The organism is Streptomyces africanus (assembly GCF_002150735.1).
GTDB lineage: Bacteria > Actinomycetota > Actinomycetes > Streptomycetales > Streptomycetaceae > Streptomyces > Streptomyces africanus.
The window spans coordinates 1-17290 of the sequence record NZ_MUKA01000435.1; the positions used below are offsets into that span (position 1 = coordinate 1).

At 71.6% G+C, this 17290-nt stretch carries 17 protein-coding genes; 9 read left to right on the forward strand and 8 right to left on the reverse strand.

Annotation, left to right across the window (positions count from 1 at the left end; translation table 11 throughout):
• The first annotated feature begins 76 nt into the window (after positions 1-76).
• From CCL05_RS38970 to CCL05_RS38980, 3 genes are all read left to right on the forward strand, one after another.
• Complete coding sequence (locus CCL05_RS38970) at positions 77-730, forward strand: TetR/AcrR family transcriptional regulator (RefSeq protein ID WP_086565346.1); 654 nt, start codon at positions 77-79, stop codon at positions 728-730.
• Positions 731-740: 10 nt separating this feature from the next.
• Positions 741-1040, forward strand: coding sequence for a hypothetical protein (locus CCL05_RS38975; RefSeq protein ID WP_086565347.1), 300 nt, complete (start codon positions 741-743; stop codon positions 1038-1040).
• A gap of 106 nt (positions 1041-1146) precedes the next feature.
• On the forward strand, positions 1147-2469 hold the full coding sequence (locus CCL05_RS38980; protein ID WP_244204547.1) for a C40 family peptidase: 1323 nt from the start codon (positions 1147-1149) through the stop codon (positions 2467-2469).
• Here the strand turns inward: CCL05_RS38980 and CCL05_RS38985 are convergent.
• From CCL05_RS38985 to CCL05_RS39005, 5 genes are read right to left on the reverse strand one after another with little or no spacing between them, the layout of a single operon-like run.
• A complete protein-coding gene (locus tag CCL05_RS38985; protein WP_086565348.1) occupies positions 2433-3695 on the reverse strand; it encodes a styrene monooxygenase/indole monooxygenase family protein in 1263 nt (420 codons plus the stop codon). The genes CCL05_RS38980 and CCL05_RS38985 overlap by 37 nt on opposite strands.
• Positions 3696-3708: 13 nt before the next feature.
• Positions 3709-4356: a GTP-binding protein gene (locus CCL05_RS38990; protein WP_086565349.1), complete on the reverse strand. Its 648-nt coding sequence runs from the start codon at positions 4354-4356 to the stop codon at positions 3709-3711.
• Positions 4337-4759: a DUF742 domain-containing protein gene (locus CCL05_RS38995; RefSeq protein WP_086565350.1), complete on the reverse strand. Its 423-nt coding sequence runs from the start codon at positions 4757-4759 to the stop codon at positions 4337-4339. The genes CCL05_RS38990 and CCL05_RS38995 overlap by 20 nt, the downstream gene beginning before the upstream one ends.
• On the reverse strand, positions 4756-5280 hold the full coding sequence (locus CCL05_RS39000) for a roadblock/LC7 domain-containing protein (RefSeq protein ID WP_086565351.1): 525 nt from the start codon (positions 5278-5280) through the stop codon (positions 4756-4758). Before CCL05_RS39000 ends, CCL05_RS38995 begins: the two co-directional genes overlap by 4 nt.
• Complete coding sequence (locus CCL05_RS39005) at positions 5277-8000, reverse strand: sensor histidine kinase (protein ID WP_244204548.1); 2724 nt, start codon at positions 7998-8000, stop codon at positions 5277-5279. The genes CCL05_RS39000 and CCL05_RS39005 overlap by 4 nt, the downstream gene beginning before the upstream one ends.
• A 356-nt stretch (positions 8001-8356) precedes the next feature.
• Between CCL05_RS39005 and CCL05_RS39010 the strand changes: the two genes are divergently transcribed.
• Positions 8357-9142, forward strand: a complete 786-nt coding sequence (locus CCL05_RS39010; protein WP_086565353.1) for a protein phosphatase 2C domain-containing protein — start codon at positions 8357-8359, stop codon at positions 9140-9142.
• A 17-nt stretch (positions 9143-9159) separates the two neighbouring features.
• Here CCL05_RS39010 and CCL05_RS39015 read toward each other — a convergent pair whose 3' ends face one another.
• Together CCL05_RS39015 and lon are read right to left on the reverse strand one after the other, a co-directional pair.
• On the reverse strand, positions 9160-9651 hold the full coding sequence (locus CCL05_RS39015) for a MarR family winged helix-turn-helix transcriptional regulator (RefSeq protein ID WP_086565354.1): 492 nt from the start codon (positions 9649-9651) through the stop codon (positions 9160-9162).
• 175 nt (positions 9652-9826) lie between these two features.
• Positions 9827-12241: an endopeptidase La gene (gene lon, locus CCL05_RS39020; RefSeq protein WP_086565355.1), complete on the reverse strand. Its 2415-nt coding sequence runs from the start codon at positions 12239-12241 to the stop codon at positions 9827-9829.
• A gap of 175 nt (positions 12242-12416) precedes the next feature.
• On the opposite strand from lon, the gene CCL05_RS39025 reads away from it, so the two are divergent.
• On the forward strand, positions 12417-13064 hold the full coding sequence (locus CCL05_RS39025) for a GNAT family N-acetyltransferase (protein WP_086565356.1): 648 nt from the start codon (positions 12417-12419) through the stop codon (positions 13062-13064).
• 11 nt (positions 13065-13075) lie between these two features.
• On the opposite strand, the gene CCL05_RS39030 is transcribed toward CCL05_RS39025, so the two are convergent.
• Positions 13076-13897 (reverse strand): rhomboid-like protein, encoded by an 822-nt coding sequence (locus tag CCL05_RS39030; RefSeq protein WP_086565357.1) that lies wholly within the window; start codon positions 13895-13897, stop codon positions 13076-13078.
• Between the two features lie 171 nt (positions 13898-14068).
• Between CCL05_RS39030 and CCL05_RS39035 the strand changes: the two genes are divergently transcribed.
• From CCL05_RS39035 to CCL05_RS39050, 4 genes are all read left to right on the forward strand, one after another.
• Complete coding sequence (locus tag CCL05_RS39035; protein WP_086565358.1) at positions 14069-14746, forward strand: spermidine synthase family protein; 678 nt, start codon at positions 14069-14071, stop codon at positions 14744-14746.
• Between the two features lie 124 nt (positions 14747-14870).
• Complete coding sequence (locus CCL05_RS39040; RefSeq protein ID WP_010040369.1) at positions 14871-15611, forward strand: response regulator transcription factor; 741 nt, start codon at positions 14871-14873, stop codon at positions 15609-15611.
• Positions 15608-16720: a HAMP domain-containing sensor histidine kinase gene (locus tag CCL05_RS39045; RefSeq protein WP_086565359.1), complete on the forward strand. Its 1113-nt coding sequence runs from the start codon at positions 15608-15610 to the stop codon at positions 16718-16720. The genes CCL05_RS39040 and CCL05_RS39045 overlap by 4 nt, the downstream gene beginning before the upstream one ends.
• A 281-nt stretch (positions 16721-17001) precedes the next feature.
• The coding region (locus tag CCL05_RS39050) for a 2-oxoglutarate dehydrogenase E1 subunit family protein (protein ID WP_143590019.1) at positions 17002-17290 on the forward strand (289 nt) is incomplete at its 3' end.

Sequence of the window (17290 nt, forward strand, 5' to 3'; positions counted from 1 at the left end):
ACGCGCACCCCCACCGAAGCAGCCACAGGCCGCCGCAGGCACCCGGCCCAACCACCGGAGGTTTACGCTGCCGGTCATGACACCAGCCGCCCCCACCCCCGCCTACCGGCGCCTCAGCGTCGAGGAACGCCGCAGCCAGCTCCTCACCGCCGCGCTGGGCCTCTTCGCGCACCGCGCCCCCGAGGACGTCTCCCTGGACGACGTGGCGGAGGCGGCCGGGGTGTCACGGCCCCTGGTCTACCGGTACTTCCCGGGCGGCAAGCAGCAGCTGTACGAGGCCGCCCTGCGCTCCGCCGCCGACGAGCTCCAGCACTGCTTCGACGAACCCCGCGAGGGCCCCCCGCTCCCCCGCCTGTCCCGCGCCCTGGACCGCTACCTGGCCTTCGTCGACGAGCACGACGCCGGCTTCAGCGCCCTCCTCCAGGGCGGCAGCGTCGTCGAGACCTCACGTACGACGGCCATCGTCGACGGCGTACGCCGCGCCGCCGCCGAGCACATCTTCCGGCACCTGGAGGTCACCGACCCCGGCCCGCGCCTGCGGATGACCGTCCGGATGTGGATCACCGCCGTCGAGGCGTCGTCGCTCATCTGGCTCGACGAGGACAAGCAGCCCCCCGCCGAGGAACTGCGGGACTGGCTCGTCGAGCAGTTCGTCGCCATGCTGACGGTGACCGCCCGCCGCGACCCGCAGACCGACGCCCTGGTCCTGGCCATCGCCGAGGATGTCTGACACTGATCCCGTGAAGAGCGAAGACACCCCCTTCGAGGGCGGCCCCATGGACGGCCGGGTCCTGCCCGTGCTGCTCGGCATCACCGGCCACCCGCCCAAGACGTACCGCATCCCCGTCCCGGCCCCGGACGGCGGCCCGCCCACCGTCCTGGTCTATCGCCGCGTGCCCCGGAGCCGGGGCGGAGTCGGACTGACCCACCGCTGGAAGTACGCGTACGCCCCCGAGGGCGCACCGGCCCGCCGGCTCAACTGGCCCTGGTCGAAGCCAGACGCCACGCCGCCCGGCAAGCGGGACGACGCCGACGGGTGACCCCGTTGCGCCGAACCGCGCACACCCACCGCGCGCGACGCGCGCACACGCCTGATCCTCACGGTGTCCGGCGGCGAACAGGCCGCCCCGCAACGGAGGTGATGGCATGTCAGGAAGCCTTCTGCGCCTGGTCTGCACGGCCGCGGTGGCAGCGACGACCGTCCTCGCTCCCGCCCCTGCCACGGCGGCCCCGGAACCGGAATCCGACCTCGGGCAAGACCAACCACAGTCCGCCGCCGCCGTCTCCGGCCTCCTGACGAACCTTCAGCAGCTGTACCGGAAGGCGGAACAGGCCACCGAGGCCTACAACGCCACCGAGGAGAAACTGAAGAAGCAGCGCGCCGAGACCGACCGCCTGGACCGGGCCCTCGCCCGCACCCGGCTCTCCCTGCACGACAGCCGGGGCGCGGCCGGCCGGCTGGCCCGGCAGCAGTACCAGAGCAGCACCGACATCTCCCCGTACGTACGCCTGCTCCTGGCCCGCGATCCGCAGCATGCGATCGACCAGGGCCGTGTGATCGGCCGGCTGGCCCGGGAACGGGCCGGCACCGTCGGCCGGCTGACCGGTGACGAGCGCAAGGCCCGGGACCTGGCCCGCAAGGCCCGCAAGGCCCTCGACGATCAGCTCGCCCTCACCGAGCGGCGGAAGAAGGAACGGGACGAGGTCCGCGAGCGGCTCCACGACGTCGAGGAACTGCTCGCCTCCCTCAGCCGCGACCAGCTCACCGCCCTGGCCGAGTTCGAGAGGAAGGGCGTCGCCAAGGCGCAGCAGAAGTTCATCGCGTCCGGCGCGCTCAGCAGCGTCACCAACGGCGACGACGGCAAGAACACCGGCAAGAACATTGAAAAGAACACCGGCAACGGCAGCGGCATCCGCAAACCGTCTGCCGACGGCGACCGCGCCCTGCGCCACGCCGTGCGGCAGCTCGGCAAACCCTACGAGTGGGGCGCGGAGGGCCCCACGTCGTACGACTGCTCGGGCCTGACCTCGCAGGCCTGGGCGGCGGCCGGTACGCCCATCCCCCGGACCAGCCAGGAGCAGTGGAAGCGGCTGAAGCGGATCCCGCTCCCGGAGCTGCGCCCGGGGGATCTGGTCGTGTACTTCCCGGAGGCCACGCACGTGGCGCTGTACCTCGGCGATGGCATGGTCGTACAGGCGCCCCGGCCGGGCGCGAAGGTGAAGGTGTCACCGATCGCGGCGAACCCGGTCCTGGGCGCCGTACGCCCGGACCCGGACGGGAAGCCCCTGCGGCGCTACGAGCCGCCGGAGCTCCCCGAGGGGGCGACGGCCGGGTCGGACGAGGGATACGAGGGCTATCCGGACCACGCGAACAGCGCCGACACCCCCGGCACCGGCACCGCCGACACCGCCGACACCGCCGACAAGACGGACTACGCGGCGCCCGCGCCGGACACCTCGACCAGGTAGGCCTGCGTCTTCTCCGGGTCGTAGAAGAAGTTCTCGAAGTCGGCCGGGTCGTTGAAGCCGTTGGCGAACCGGTCGGCGACGGGCTGGAGCTCACCGGCGGCGCCGATCAGGTTCAGGATGTGCTCCGGCGGCGGCGCGAGCATCGCGTTGGTCCACTTGGTGACGTGCTGCGCGGTGGCCCAGTAGCGGTCGAAGGTGGCCCGCATCCACTCCTCGTCGAACGGCTTGTCGCCGCGCTCGACGATCGAGGAGAGGTAGGCGGCCGCGCACTTCGACGCGGAGTTGGAGCCCTGGCCGGTGATCGGGTCGTTCGCCACGACGACGTCCGCCACACCCAGCACGAGCCCGCCGCCGGGGAGGCGGCCGACGGGGTTGCGGACGGTGGGGGCGTAGCGGCCGGCCAGTGTGCCGCCGGCGTCGGTCAGTTCGACCTTGGTGGCCCGCGCGTACTCCCAGGGGACGTACCGCTCCATGAGTTCCAGGGTCAGGGAGAGGTGCTCCGCCGGATCCTTGACGCCGTTGAAGACGTCGAGCGGGCCGCCGGGTATGCCCTCCCAGAACAGGATGTCGGCGCGGCCGGAGGTGGTCAGGCAGGGCATGACGAACAGTTCGCCGACGCCCGGCACGAGGTTGCAGCGGACCCCTTCGGTGTCGGGGTGCTCGGGGCGCGGGCCCAGGCCGTGGACGTACGACACGGCCAGCGCGCGCTGCGGCTCGCTGTAGGGGGAACGCTCCGGGTCCCGGGCGAACATCTGCACCAGCTCGCCCTTGCCGGCCGCGACGAGCACCAGGTCGTACGTGCGGGCGAAGTAGTCGAGGTCGCCGACGGCCGCGCCGTGGATGACGAGCTGCCCGCCGCGCTGGGCGAACGTCTCCATCCAGCCGGCCATCTTCACCCGCTGGTCGATCGACTGGGCGTACCCGTCGAGCCTGCCCAGCCAGTCGATCGCACGGGCCGCGGGACCCTCGGCCCAGGAGCCGGGGGCGGCGACCGAGACACCGAGTCCTTCGATCTTCGGGGCCTGGGACTCCCAGAAGTTCAGCTGGAGATCGCGTTCGTGCTGCAGGGCCGTGTGGAACATGCACTGCGTCGACATGACCCGGCCGGTACGGATCTCGTCCGCCGTCCGGTTGGACATCAGGGTGACCTCGTACCCCTGCGACTGGAGGCCGAGAGCGATCTGGAGCCCGGACTGACCGGCTCCGACGACGAGTATCTTCCGCATGCGGGGCTGTCCTCTACTCGGGGGTTTCGTCGAGCGCGTGGCCCACCAGGGCCAGGAGGGTCTCGATCACGGAGATCCGGCGACGCGCGTCCATGATCATGACAGGTATGTGTTGCGGGATGGTCAAGGCCTCCCGCACATCCTCCGGCTCGAACAGCTCGCTGCCGTCGAAGTGGTTGACCGCGACCACGTAGGGCAGTCCGGAGCTCTCGAAGTAGTCCAGGACCGGGAAGCAGTCCTTCAGACGGCGCGTGTCGGCCAGGACGACGGCACCGATCGCGCCGCGCACGATGTCGTCCCACATGAACCAGAACCGCTGCTGGCCCGGCGTGCCGAACAGGTAGAGCACCAGGTCGTCGTCGAGCGTGATGCGCCCGAAGTCCATGGCGACGGTGGTGGTGGTCTTGCCCGGCGTGGCGGTGAGGTCGTCGGTGGCCTCGCTCGCCTCGGTCATCAGCGCCTCGGTCTGCAGGGGCGTGATCTCCGAGACGGCGGTGACCAGTGTGGTCTTGCCCACGCCGAAGCCTCCCGCCACCACGATCTTCGTCGCGATGGGGGCGCGGGTGCGGTCCGTCTCCCAGGCGTGCATGCTCTCGCCGGGCTGGGCGAACGGGGATGTACCAGCGACGCCGTGAGCGGCGTCAGAGACGACGGAGTCCACTCAGCACCCTTTCCAGCAGAGCTCGGTCCGGGCGGCCCGTGCCATGGCCGGTTCCCGTCCCGTACACACGGATCTTTCCCTGGTCCGCGAGGTCGCTGAGGAGCACGCGGACCACGCCGAGCGGCATCTTCAGCAGCGCGGCGATCTCGGCCACCGTACGCATCCGGCGGCACAGTTCGACGATGGCCCGCAGCTCCGGCATCACGCGGGTGGAGAGGTGGCCGTTCGTCAGTTCCTTGCGCTCCTCCGGGGCGTCCAGCGCGGCCGTGCTCGCCACGAACGTCTCCACCAGCAGGACGTGACCGAAGCGGGTACGGCCGCCGGTGAGCGAGTAGGGGCGGACCCGGGCGGGTTTGCGGTCACCGCCGCGGACCGGGAGGTGCTGTTTCGGCGTACTGCTCATCGGGCACTCCCCGTCGTCTGGGAATCCTCCAGGGATTTCCGCAGTTCGCTGCGGAGTTCGGGCGTCAGGACGTGACCGGCGCGGCCCACGAACAGGGCCATGTGGTACGCGACCACGCTCATGTCGCAGTCCGCGGAGCCGTGGACGCCGAGCAGCGAGCCGTCGCTGATGGACATCACGAACAGGCTGCCCTCGTCCATCGCGACCATCGTGTGCCGGACCCCGCCGAAGTCCATCAGCTTGGCGGCGCCGACGGTGAGGCTGCCGATGCCGGAGACGATGGTGGCCAGGTCGGCGGCGGAGCCGCGCGGGCCGGTCTTCTTGGTCCCGCGGCCCTGGAGGGCCTGACGGGCCTGCTGGTTGCGGTGGTCGTCGGAGGACAGCAGGAGCAGTCCGTCGGACGAGACGACCGCGACCGAGACGATGCCGGGTACCTCCTCGACCAGGTTGGTCAGCAGCCAGTGCAGGTTGCGGGCCTCACTGCTCAGTCCGATCAGTCCGAAGGTACTGGGAGCGGTCAACTGCTTGCCTCCTCGACTGTGCCCCCCGTGGCTTCTTCGGATTCAGCTGGTTCTGACGCGCCGGTGTCCGGCCGCTTGTGCGAGGCCGTCTTCTCGGCGATCTCGGCCTCCACCTCGCGGTAGCCGGCCTGGGCGCCCTGCCGGAAGCCGCCGAGGCGGCGGCGGAGGGCTTCGGCGTCGACGGAGCCGCCGCGCTGGCGCGGTGCGGTGGCCGGAGTGGTGATCTTCGGCGTGCGCTTGGGGAGGCCCTTGTCGGTGACGCGGTCCTCTTGGTCGTCAGGCGCGCGTTCGTGTTCCGCCTCGGATTCGGCCTCGGCGATGCCGTTCCCACCCGCACCCCCCGTGCGGGTTTCGTCGTCGGCGGCCGCGGGTGCGTGGTCCGGGGCCGGCTCGTCCTGAGGGATCGGGGCCAGCACCATCGTGGTCTCGGCGGGGGTTTCCGCGGGTACGGCCGACTCCGCCGCCGCCTCCTCGCGCTGCACCGCCTTCTCCGCCAGGGCCACCAGCGGGTCCCCGCCGCTCGCGCGGCCGTGCAGGACGTTGGAGTTGGCCTCGGCGTCGGCGCCGGGGAACGCGACCGTGTGGCCGGTGCCGGAGAGCGGGCCGGACGCCGGGACGGCCACCGCCGGGGCCGCCGCCAGCAGGGTGCGGGGCAGGACGACGACCGCCGCGACACCGCCCTGCTTCTGCTCGCGCAGCTGCACGCGCACACCGTGCCGGTGGGCGAGGCGGGCCACGACGTACAGGCCGAGGCCGAGACCGTCCTCGCCCTCCTGGTCGTACGGCGCCTCCGGGTCGAAGTCGGCGAGCCGGGCGTTCAGGCGCTCCAGCCGGTCCTCGGCCATGCCGATGCCCTCGTCCTGGACGGAGAGCATGACCTCGCCGTTCTCCAGCAGCCAGCCGGAGATCTCGACGGGCAGGTCGGGCGGCGAGAACGAGGTGGCGTTCTCCAGGAGTTCGGCCAGCAGGTGGGACAGGTCGTCCGCGGCGAACCCGGCGATGTGCGCGTGCGGCGGCAGCGCGGCGATCCGGACCCGCTCGTACCGCTCGATCTCGCTGACCGCCGCGCGGACGACGTCCACGAGCGGCACGGGCCCGGCGGCGTGCTGGACGTGCTCGGTGCCGGCGAGGACGAGGAGGTTCTCGCTGTGCCGGCGCATGACCGTGGCGAAGTGGTCGAGCTTGAACAGCGTGGCGAGGCGGTCCGGGTCCTGTTCGCGCTCCTCCAGGTTCTCGATGACGGCCAGTTGCCGCTCGACCAGGCCGAGGGTGCGCAGCGCGAGGTTGACGAACGTACCGCCGATGGCCGTGCGCAGCCGCTCCAGCTGGGCGGCGGACTCGGCGAGTTCGCCGCGCAGTTCCTCGCGCGCGTCGGCCATCTTCTGGCGCTGGCCGACGAGGTGCTTGCGGTCGGACTCCAGCGTGGAGATCCGCTCGGTGAGGGTGACGGCGTGCGCGTGCAGGGCGTTGACGGAGCGGACGACCTGGGCGAACTCGTCGTTGCGGCCGGTGTACTTGACGGGTTCCTCGGCCGTCGGCACCTCCGCCTCGGCCAGCCGCTTCGAGCCCAGGCGCAGGACCGCGAGGGGGCGTGTGAGGCTGCGGGCCATGCCCGTGGCGACGCCGACGGCGAGCAGCATCAGGGCGCCGAGGACGGCGATGCGGATCTCCAGCGCGGTGACGTCGTCGTCGCGCAGCACCTCCAGGTCCTTGGTGCGGCGGTCGTAGAGGGCGGACTCCACGCCGCGCATCAGGTCGACGCGGGCGGAGAGGGCCGCGTCCACCTTCCGGGCGTTGGTGGAGCGTTCGCCACTGGAGAGGGTCGGCTGGTCGGTGAGCGTGGCGAGGTACTTCTCGGCGGAGTTGACCTCGGTGCCGGTGACCGTGTTGTCGAAGGAGGTGCGGGACGCCTTGGGCGCGGTGTCGCGGAAATCGGCCAGGGCCGCGTCGGAGCGCAGCCGGGCCTGCTGGGCGGCGGCGCTCAGGGCGTCGCGCTGCCGGGTGTCGGCGTCCGAGGAGGTCTCGGTCGGCAGGCCGGTGACCGGGTCGATGGCCGTCTCGGTGCCGCGCGGCACGCTGAGGGCGGCGAGCAGCAGCCCCCGGGCCGCGGCGGCCTGCTGGACGGCGGAGTCCAGTTCGGCCAGGGCCTGGCCGCCGGAGCCCGCGCGCGGCGGCGTCTGCTGCGCCAGCTGCTCGGCGAGCCGGTGGAGTTCGGTGATGGCGGCGGAGTACGCCTGGTGCGCTTCGAGGGCGCTGCTCTTGCCGGTGAGCGCCGCCCGGCGCACGGCCGCGATCTCGTCGAGGTCGGAGCGCAGCGAGGCGGGCGTGTCGGTGTCGCCCCGCAGCTCCTCGACCTGCCGGTCCACGCGGGCGCTGCGCTGCTCGGAGGGCGCCTTGGACTTGGGGCGGCCGGCCGCGATGTAGGAGGTGACGTCGTCGCGTTCGTCGGCGAGGGAGTGCGCGAGGGCGAGGGCGTCCTGCGTCTGCCCGGCGAGCGTCACGAGCTCCTGCGAGTCGTGGAGTTGCCCGGAGGCGGCGAGGACGGACGGGGTGCCCGCACCGGCGATGGCCGCGGCGACCACGGCGACGGCGACGATGAGCCTGTTGCGCACATGCGTGGGGCGGCCCTTGCCGGTGGGGGGCGTCGGCTCAGCGCCCTGAACGGGGGTCGTCTGCTTGCCTGTACGACGAGGCCGCGACTTCTGCACCGGTGCTCGCATTCCTGACTCGTGAACTCATGGGCCCGGATGACGCTCCGTCAACTGGTGCGTACTCCAGGTACACTTCCCGACCCTCCCAGCGCCGGTGGGCAGCGCACGTGCATCACCTGACCCGCCACCCGAAGGAGTGAACCCCGGAGGGGAGTTGGCGGGCAAGTTCCGCTGGCCCTTGCAGCGGCCTTGCGCGGCGGGCCGGTTGGACGCCGTGCGCGGGCGGTGGCAGTATTCGCCACCACGCCTTCCCGGAACAAAGCATTCCAGCCCAAACGGGGCGTCTGACCTGCTTGACTGCACCGATCCGGCAACCATTGGCAGCGTTTTGCGGACCTTGTGAAGGGCTCGTGCAGACTGGCTGGATGCGTACGGAACTCGCCTCGGAGCCGGGAGACGCGGATCGCCCCAACGAGGACTTCGCCAGTGTCGGACTACCGGCCTCCGGACAGGGCGGTTCGGTCGTCGTCCTGGACGGGGTCACACCCCCGAAGGGCGGGACGGGCTGTCTGCATTCCGTCCCCTGGTTCACCGCGCGCCTCGGCGGAGCCCTGACCGAACTGTCCGTTTCACTCCTGGATGTTCCCCTGGTCGACGCCTTGTCCCGCGCCATCGCGCGTACCGCCGAGGCACACGCCTCAACCTGTGACCTTTCTCACCCCCGCACTCCTCAGGCCACGGTGGTCATGGCCCGCTGGTCCCCCCGGGCGGTGGAGTACCTGGTCCTGTCGGACTCGGCTCTCCTCGTGGAGTCCCCGGACGGTGTGGTCACGCCCTTCCTCGACGACCGGCTGGCCCTTCTCCCCCGCTCCGCCCTGGCCACGGACGCGCTGGTGGACTCCACGCTCCGCAACAAGGAGGGCGGCTTCTTCACGGCGGCGGCCGATCCCTCGGTGGCCCGGCGAGCGGTGACCGGCACTCTGCCCCGGCGCGAGGTCCGCGCCCTGGCCGCCCTGACGGACGGCGCCGCCCGCTGGGTGGAGCGGTTCGCGGAGGGCGACTGGACGGACTGCTTCCGCCTCCTGCGCAAGGAGGGACCGCAGGCGCTGGTGGACCGGGTGCGAACACTGGAGCGGGCGGATTCGGCCAGATCGTTCCTGGGCCGCAGCAAGACGCACGACGACGCGACGGTCGTGTACGCCGAGCTCTGAACAGGCGGGACCGCGTCCTACTTCTCCATGCCGCGGTTGAGCTGGTGCAGCAGCCGGGCCAGTTCCGTCACCTCGCGGGTGTCCCAGTCGGCCAGGCGGCCGGCGTAGCGGGCGCGGCGGGCCTCGCGCACCCGGCGGACCCGGTCCTGCCCCTCCTGGGTGAGGGCGACCAGCCAGGCGCGTCCGTCGGCGGGGTCGGGCTCGCGGTCGATCAGGCCCAGGTCCTCCAGGGCGCGCAGCTGGCGGGACATCGTGGCCTTGCCGACGCCGATGTAGGCGGCGAGCTCGGTGGCCCGCTGCTTGCCGTACTCGTCCAGCCGGACGAGCAGGCCGTACGCGGACGGCTCCAGGTCGGGGTGGACCTCCCGGGCCATCTCGCCCTGGTTGGCCCGGGCCCGCCGCAGCAGCACGGTCAGCTCCCGCTCCAGCGCCAGAAAGGCAGTCTGATCCACACCGGTTCCCGCCAGGGAGGCGTCCCGGTGTCCGTCGTCGTTGCCGTCCTCGTGCACGTGAGCCCTGCCTCGGTTGTCGCCCGGTACCTGCAATGTTCCGCCACGTGCGGCCATCGCCGCAGTTCGGCAAGTATTCCGCAGGTCACGGGGGGCGCGTCCACAGGGCCACCACAGGGTGAAGGCCCGGGCCTCCCTCACGGGACCCGGGCCTTCCCTCATCCGATGACCTCCGTCACGCGGCCACCGGAACCTCCGGCGCCGCGTCCGCGGTGGCGGGCGCCAGCGCCAGCTCGAGGACCTGGCGGACGTCGGTGACGGCGTGGACGTCGAGCTTGTCCAGCACCTCCGCCGGGACGTCGTCCAGATCGGGCTCGTTGCGCTTGGGGATGATCACGGTGGTGACCCCGGCGCGGTGGGCGGCCAGCAGCTTCTGCTTCACGCCGCCGATCGGCAGGACCCGGCCGGTCAGCGAGACCTCGCCGGTCATCGCCACGTCCGTGCGGACCAGACGGCCGGACAGGAGCGAGGCGAGGGCCGTGGTCATGGTGACGCCGGCGCTGGGGCCGTCCTTGGGGACCGCGCCCGCCGGGAAGTGGATGTGCACGCCCCGGTCCTTCAGATCACCCACCGGCAGTTCCAGCTCGGCACCGCGGGAGCGCAGGAAGCTCAGCGCGATCTGCGCGGACTCCTTCATCACGTCCCCCAGCTGACCGGTCAGGGTCAGCCCGGCCGCGCCCGTCTCCGGGTCGGCCAGCGACGCCTCGACGTACAGCACGTCACCCCCGGCGCCCGTCACCGCGAGGCCCGTCGCCACGCCCGGCACGGACGTCCGGCGCTCGGCCGGGTCCTGGGCGGACTCGGGCACGTGGTGCGGCCGTCCGATCAGCGAGCGCAGATCCTCGTCCCGGACGGTGAACGGCAGCTCCCGCTCGCCCAGTTCGTGCAGGGCCGCGACCTTGCGCAGCAGCCGTGCGATCGACCGCTCCAGGTTGCGCACGCCCGCCTCGCGCGTGTACTCACCGGCGAGCTTGCGCAGCGCGCCCTCGTCGATGGCCACCTCCTCCTTCTCGAGCCCGGCCCGCTCCAGCTGGCGCGGCAGCAGGTGGTCGCGGGCGATGACGACCTTCTCGTCCTCGGTGTAGCCGTCCAGCCGGACGATCTCCATCCGGTCGGCCAGCGCCTCCGGGATCGCCTCCAGGACGTTGGCGGTCGCGAGGAAGACCACGTCCGACAGGTCCAGCTCGACCTCCAGGTAGTGGTCCCGGAAGGTGTGGTTCTGCGCCGGGTCGAGCACTTCGAGCAGGGCCGCGGCCGGGTCGCCCCGGAAGTCCGAGCCCACCTTGTCGATCTCGTCGAGGAGCACGACCGGGTTCATCGACCCGGCCTCCTTGATGGCGCGGACGACCCGGCCGGGCAGGGCACCGACGTACGTACGCCGGTGGCCGCGGATCTCGGCCTCGTCACGGACGCCGCCGAGGGCGACGCGCACGAACTTGCGCCCCATGGCGTGGGCGACGGACTCGCCCAGGCTGGTCTTGCCGACGCCGGGCGGCCCCACGAGCGCGAGCACGGCACCGCCGCGCCGCCCGCCGACCACGCCCAGCCCCCGTTCGGTACGCCGCTTGCGCACCGCCAGGTATTCGGTGATGCGCTCCTTCACGTCCTGAAGGCCGGAGTGCTCGGCGTCGAGGACGGCCTGGGCGCCCTGGATGTCGTACGCGTCCTCGGTGCGCTCGTTCCACGGCATCTCCAGGACCGTGTCGAGCCAGGTGCGGATCCAGGAGCCCTCGGGCGACTGGTCGGAGGACCGCTCCAGCTTGTCGACCTCCTTGAGCGCGGCCTCCCGGACCTTCTCGGGCAGGTCGGCGGCCTCCACCCGGGAGCGGTAGTCGTCGGACTCCTCGCCCTCCTGCTCGCCGTTCAGCTCGCGCAGCTCCTTGCGGACCGCTTCCAGCTGGCGCCGCAGCAGGAACTCGCGCTGCTGCTTGTCGACGCCTTCCTGGACGTCCTTGGCGATGGACTCGGCCACGTCCTGCTCGGCGAGGTGGTCGCGCAGCTGCTGGGTGGCGAGCTTGAGGCGGGCCACCGGGTCGGCGGTCTCCAGCAGCTCGACCTTCTGGTCGGTGGTCAGGAACGGCGAGTAGCCGGAGTTGTCGGCGAGCGCCGAGACGTCGTCGATGGCCTGGACCCGGTCGACGACCTGCCAGGCGCCGCGCTTGCGCAGCCAGGCGGTGGCGAGGGCCTTGTACTCCTTGACCAGTTCGGCGACCTGCCCGGGCAGCGGCTCCGGGACGGACTCGTCGACGCGGGTGCCCTCGACCCAGAGGGCCGCGCCGGGACCCGTGGTCCCCGCACCGATCCTCACCCGGCCCCGGCCGCGGATCAGCGCGCCCGGGTCGCCGTCGGCCAGCCGGCCCACCTGCTCGACGGTGCCGAGGACACCGGTGCCGGCGTATGTGCCGTCGATGCGTGGCACCAGGAGTACCCGGGGCTTTCCGGGTGTTGTCCGAGCAGCGGCCTGGGCGGCCTCCACCGCGGCACGGACCTCGGAGTCGCTCAGGTCCAGCGGGACCACCATCCCGGGCAGGACGACCTCGTCGTCGAGCGGCAGCACGGGCAGGGTGAGCGGTGTGGACGTCGAAGCCATGATCTCCCCTTCGGCAGTCAAGTTGAGCTATGCCGACTCAATGCACGGGGGCCGCCGGATGTTCCCCACCCGCCGTTCGCTGTGAGCGATCGACCGTGCCGCCAGGAGCGACCGGGCCCGTAGAGTCGGCGGCGTAACAGGCCACAATGGCGATCGCCTATTACCTAGGGGTGGCGTGGACAGGACCGTGCAGGCGTGGGTGGACGGGTGGATCGTGTCGCGCGGGGCCGCTCCGCCCGTGCAGGAGCCGTGGGGCTGCACGATCGACGTGGGGGCGAACGGCCACGTCACACGGCATGTGTTCGGCGCGACCGGCGACGACCTCGACGAGACGGCCGTCCGCAAGGTGGCCGGCGCGGTGACCGGTGCCGGGGTGTGGCTGAAGGCGTTCCGGGACCCGTCGGTGGTCGCCGGCTGGCTGGACGACACCTGGTGGATCGACCCCGAGCCCGGCTACCTGATGACGGTCCCGTTGACCGCGGGGCACGCTCCGGACGTGCCCGACGGCTACCGGCTGCGCAGCTGGTCGCGCTGTGGGGTGACGCGCGTGATGGTGGCCGCGCCGGACGGTTCCCTGGCGGCGCGCGGGCAGATCGCGCCGACGGGCGCCACCGCCGTCGCCGACCAGATCGAGACGGCCCCCGAGCATCGCCGCAAGGGACTCGGCAGCCTCGTCATGCGGACATTGCAGAGCGCCGCCGTACAGCAGGGGGCACACACCGGTGTGCTCGCCGGCACTCCCGCGGGGCGAGGGCTGTACGAGGCGCTGGGCTGGGAGGTGGCGGCCCTGCTCACCAGTGCGAGACACGACCCGCGGACCTGAACGGCCTCTCCTTAATCCCGGGCCGGTCCGGGCGAGGCGGTGCGCCCGACACGCCACCGCCGGAGCACCGGCCAGGTCGCGACACCGATGGCCAGGGCGATCAGATGCCCCCAGTTCGTCAACGGGTCGGTGAGGGCGAGCAGGTCCTGGAGCAGCATCCCGCCGAAGCCGGCCAGCAGCGGCACCCGCAGCCAGAGCGGCAGCAGCCCGGCCAGGGCGCCGGTGCCGGCGGCGACGCCGAAGCTGACGCCGTAGTCGAGGCGGTGCAGCGAACTCTGGGGGAGCTGCCCGGCCAGCACCGCGAGCCCGACCGGGACCTCGGTCGCCAGGGTCGCGAGGACGTGCCCGAACAGGAAGACCCCGGCCGTGCGCAGGCCGCCGATCCGCCGTTCCAGCGCGGTCAGCACGAGCACGAACCCGATCGCGAACGGGGAGGCCACTCCGCCCGCCAGCCACAGCGCACTGCCGACCAGCACCAGCTCCGGCGTCCGCACCAGGTGCGCCACATCCGTACTGGAGCCCTGGAGCAGTGCGTGCATCAGGGCGGGGTCCGCGTACGCGGAGAACAGCGAGGTCAGACAGAGGACGATCCCGTACCCGAACGTGAACGGCGTACCCGTGGGGGTGGGGAGCAGCCGCCAGACGCGCGGTGCCCGAAGCCGAGGCTCCTCCACCGCAGCGGGCTCCCGTACATCCGGACCCGCGGTCCCGCACGGCACCCGGCCGCCGGCCCGCTGCCGCGGCACCCCGTCCAGCAGCGCCGACGCGTCGGGAACGGGCGCGCCCGAAGGCGTCGGCGTGGCCGTCTGGTCGGCCGGCGCGGTGCGGTCCACGGCGGGCGCTCCTTCCGTCATGTCCCACCCTTCGCGCACCTTCGGCTCCTGTCTGTGACGGGCGTCACGCGAGACCCGGTTCACAGCAACCTGACAGCGGCGCACGGCGTCCCCTGGCGGCCGCTCCGTAATACTTGGCGCCGGACACCCCTCACCTGCCAGGATGCTCGGATGCCCACCTCGAACGACATCCCCCTCGTGCTGGACCGTCGCGAGGGTCCGCACGGCGAGGTCGTGCTGCGACGACACGGCGACCGGCTGGAGATCATCGCGAACGGCTGTTTCCTGATGGACACCTCCGACGGCCGCTCGGAGCGGCGGCTGGTCGACGCGGCCCTGGACGCCCTGACCGGCCGGGACCGCCCGGAGGTGCTGATCGGCGGACTCGGCGTCGGCTTCTCCCTCGCCCACGCGGCGGCCGATCCGCGCTGGGGAGGGATCACGGTCGTGGAACGCGAGCGGGCGATCGTCGAATGGCACCTCGACGGCCCGCTCTCCGCGTTCTCCGCCGAGGCCCTCGCCGACCCGCGCACGCACATCGTCGAAGCCGATCTCGTCGCCTACGTCAATGAGACATCCGCCACGTACGACGCCCTGTGCCTCGACATCGACAACGGACCCGGCTGGACCGTCACGGAGGGCAACGAAATCCTGTACGGAGAGGCCGGACTGGCAAGCTGCGTACGGGTGTTGAGGCCCGGCGGGGTACTCGCCGTCTGGTCCGCCCAGCCCTCTCCGGAATTCGAAGAAACCCTGCGGAATGTCGGGTTCCAGCAGGTGCGTACCGAAGAGATCCCGGTTGCCCGGGGCGTTCCGGACGTCGTGCACCTCGGCATCAGCCCTGGATAGCAAAGGTGTGCTGACTCCCCGTACGCTGCTCCTCTGACGCCGATCATTCAAGCGTCAATCGCAACCATGCGCAGACCGAGGAATCACCCCACTGATTCCGGAAAGCACACCCCAGGGGCGGGCGATGGAGCAGACACACACCTCCCACAACGGTTCGGCGACGGCTACACCGGGCGCACAGCGCCGGGTTCTCGTCGTCGAGGACGACGCCACGATCGTGGACGCCATCGCGACCCGCCTGCGAGCCGAGGGATTCCTCGTGCAAACAGCGGGTGACGGTCCGGCCGCTGTCGACACGGCCGAGGCCTGGCAGCCCGACCTGCTGATCCTCGACATCATGCTGCCCGGCTTCGACGGTCTGGAAGTCTGCCGGCGCGTGCAGGCCGCCCGGCCGGTGCCGGTGCTGATGCTCACCGCGCGCGACGACGAGACCGACATGCTCGTGGGGCTCGGCGTCGGTGCCGACGACTACATGACGAAGCCGTTCTCGATGCGGGAGTTGGCGGCGCGCGTGCACGTGCTGCTGCGCCGCGTGGAGCGGGCCGCGCTGGCCGCCGCGACACCGCGCAGCGGCATCCTGCGCCTCGGCGAGCTGGAGATCGACCACGCGCAGCGCCGGGTCCGGGTCCGGAGTGAGGATGTTCACCTCACGCCGACCGAGTTCGACCTGCTGGTGTGCCTGGCGAACACCCCGCGCGCGGTGCTCTCCCGCGAGCAGCTGCTCGCCGAGGTCTGGGACTGGGCGGACGCCTCCGGCACCCGGACCGTAGACAGCCACATCAAGGCCCTGCGCCGGAAGATCGGCGCCGAGCGGATCCGCACGGTGCACGGCGTGGGCTACGCCCTGGAGACCCCGACGCCATGAGCGGCGGGCCGGCCGCACGGAGAAACCCCCGGGAGCCGGAACCCTGGGGCGGGGTGAGCCCGTTCTCGATCAAGACCAAGCTGGGCGCGCTGGTCGTCATCTCGGTGCTGATCACCACGGGCCTGTCGGTGATCGCGGTGCACACGAAGACGGAGCTGCGCTTCATCACGGTCTTCTCGATGATCGCCACACTGCTCATTACGCAGTTCGTGGCCCATTCACTCACCGCGCCGCTGGACGAGATGACGGCGGTGGCCCGTTCCATCTCGCAGGGCGACTACACCCGCCGCACGCGGGAGAACCGCCGTGACGAGCTCGGCGACCTGGCCGTGACGATCAACGCCATGGCCGACGAGCTGGAGGCGCAGGACAGCCAGCGCAAGGAACTCGTGGCCAATGTCTCGCACGAGCTGCGCACGCCCATCGCGGGACTGCGCGCGGTGCTGGAGAACATCGTCGACGGCGTCACGCAGGCCGACCCGGAGACGATGCGCACGGCGCTGAAGCAGACCGAGCGGCTCGGCCGGCTGGTGGAGACGCTGCTGGACCTGTCCCGGCTGGACAACGGCGTCGTACCGCTGAAACAGCGGCGGTTCGAGGTGTGGCCGTATCTGTCCGGCGTGCTGAAGGAGGCCAACATGGTCGCCTCCGTGCGCGCGGGCATCGCCACCGGCTCGGGCAGTCACACCCGTACGGACGTCCATCTGCATCTCGACGTCCACCCGCCGGAATTGACCGCGCACGCCGACCCGGAGCGCATCCACCAGGTCGTGGCCAACCTCATCGACAACGCGGTCAAGCACAGCCCGCCGCACGGCCGTGTGACGGTCAAGGCACGGCGCGGAGCGCTGCCGGAGTCGCTGCAGCTGGAGGTCCTGGACGAGGGCCCCGGCATTCCGAAGTCCGAGTGGCACCGCGTCTTCGAGCGGTTCAACCGCGGCAACGTCAAGCGGCCGCAGGGGCCGGGGAGCGACGGCGGCACGGGTCTCGGGCTGGCCATCGCGCGCTGGGCGGTGGATCTGCACGGCGGGCGGATCGGAGTGGCCGAATCCGAGCGGGGTTGCCGGATTCTTGTCACTCTTCCGGGACTTCCATCTGTGCCAAGTTGACGTAAAGTTCGAAGCGGAGCCACAAGATCCACGGGTGTCCGTACTGACGGACACGTGTGATCAGGCACAGGCCCGCGCCGTCGGCGCACGAGGCCTTGCCCCGCCCTTCCCTCTTTAAGCGGAACCACGTTTGTTTCCCGCCATTTCAAGCCCCGAAACACACTTCAAGATGTGACTTGCACGACGTTGAACGGGCCCGACCTGACCTACCCCGTCCTGGGGGCGTAGCCTTGATTCCCGCTGTCCATCATCTTGTGAAGCGGAAGAGGGCGGTTGCCGCCGTGTCGCCACAGTCCCCCAGTAACTCGAGCATCTCGACCGACACCGACCAAGCGGGGAAGAACCCTGCCGCGTCGTTCGGTGCCAACGAGTGGCTCGTCGACGAGATCTATCAGCAGTACCTCCAGGACCCGAATTCGGTAGACCGAGCCTGGTGGGACTTCTTCGCCGACTACAAGCCGGGGGCGGCTGCCGCCTCGGCTCCGGCGGGTACCGCGGCCGCGGGGGCCGCGGGGACCACCACGTCTCAGCCGGCGGCCCAGGCCGCCCCCGCCCAGGCCGCCCCCGCCC

Bases quoted from the DNA above. Each gene is read 5' to 3' on its own strand.
- CCL05_RS38980 (WP_244204547.1), top strand. From the start codon at position 1,147: ATGTCAGGAAGCCTTCTGCGCCTGGTCTGCACGGCCGCGGTGGCAGCG.
- CCL05_RS38985 (WP_086565348.1), bottom strand. From the start codon at position 3,695: ATGCGGAAGATACTCGTCGTCGGAGCCGGTCAGTCCGGGCTCCAGATC.
- CCL05_RS39005 (WP_244204548.1), bottom strand. From the start codon at position 8,000: ATGCGAGCACCGGTGCAGAAGTCGCGGCCTCGTCGTACAGGCAAGCAG.
- CCL05_RS39040 (WP_010040369.1), top strand. From the start codon at position 14,871: ATGGAGCAGACACACACCTCCCACAACGGTTCGGCGACGGCTACACCG.
- CCL05_RS38995 (WP_086565350.1), bottom strand. From the start codon at position 4,759: ATGAGCAGTACGCCGAAACAGCACCTCCCGGTCCGCGGCGGTGACCGC.
- lon (WP_086565355.1), bottom strand. From the start codon at position 12,241: ATGGCTTCGACGTCCACACCGCTCACCCTGCCCGTGCTGCCGCTCGAC.
- CCL05_RS39010 (WP_086565353.1), top strand. From the start codon at position 8,357: ATGCGTACGGAACTCGCCTCGGAGCCGGGAGACGCGGATCGCCCCAAC.
- CCL05_RS39045 (WP_086565359.1), top strand. From the start codon at position 15,608: ATGAGCGGCGGGCCGGCCGCACGGAGAAACCCCCGGGAGCCGGAACCC.
- CCL05_RS38970 (WP_086565346.1), top strand. From the start codon at position 77: ATGACACCAGCCGCCCCCACCCCCGCCTACCGGCGCCTCAGCGTCGAG.
- CCL05_RS39035 (WP_086565358.1), top strand. From the start codon at position 14,069: ATGCCCACCTCGAACGACATCCCCCTCGTGCTGGACCGTCGCGAGGGT.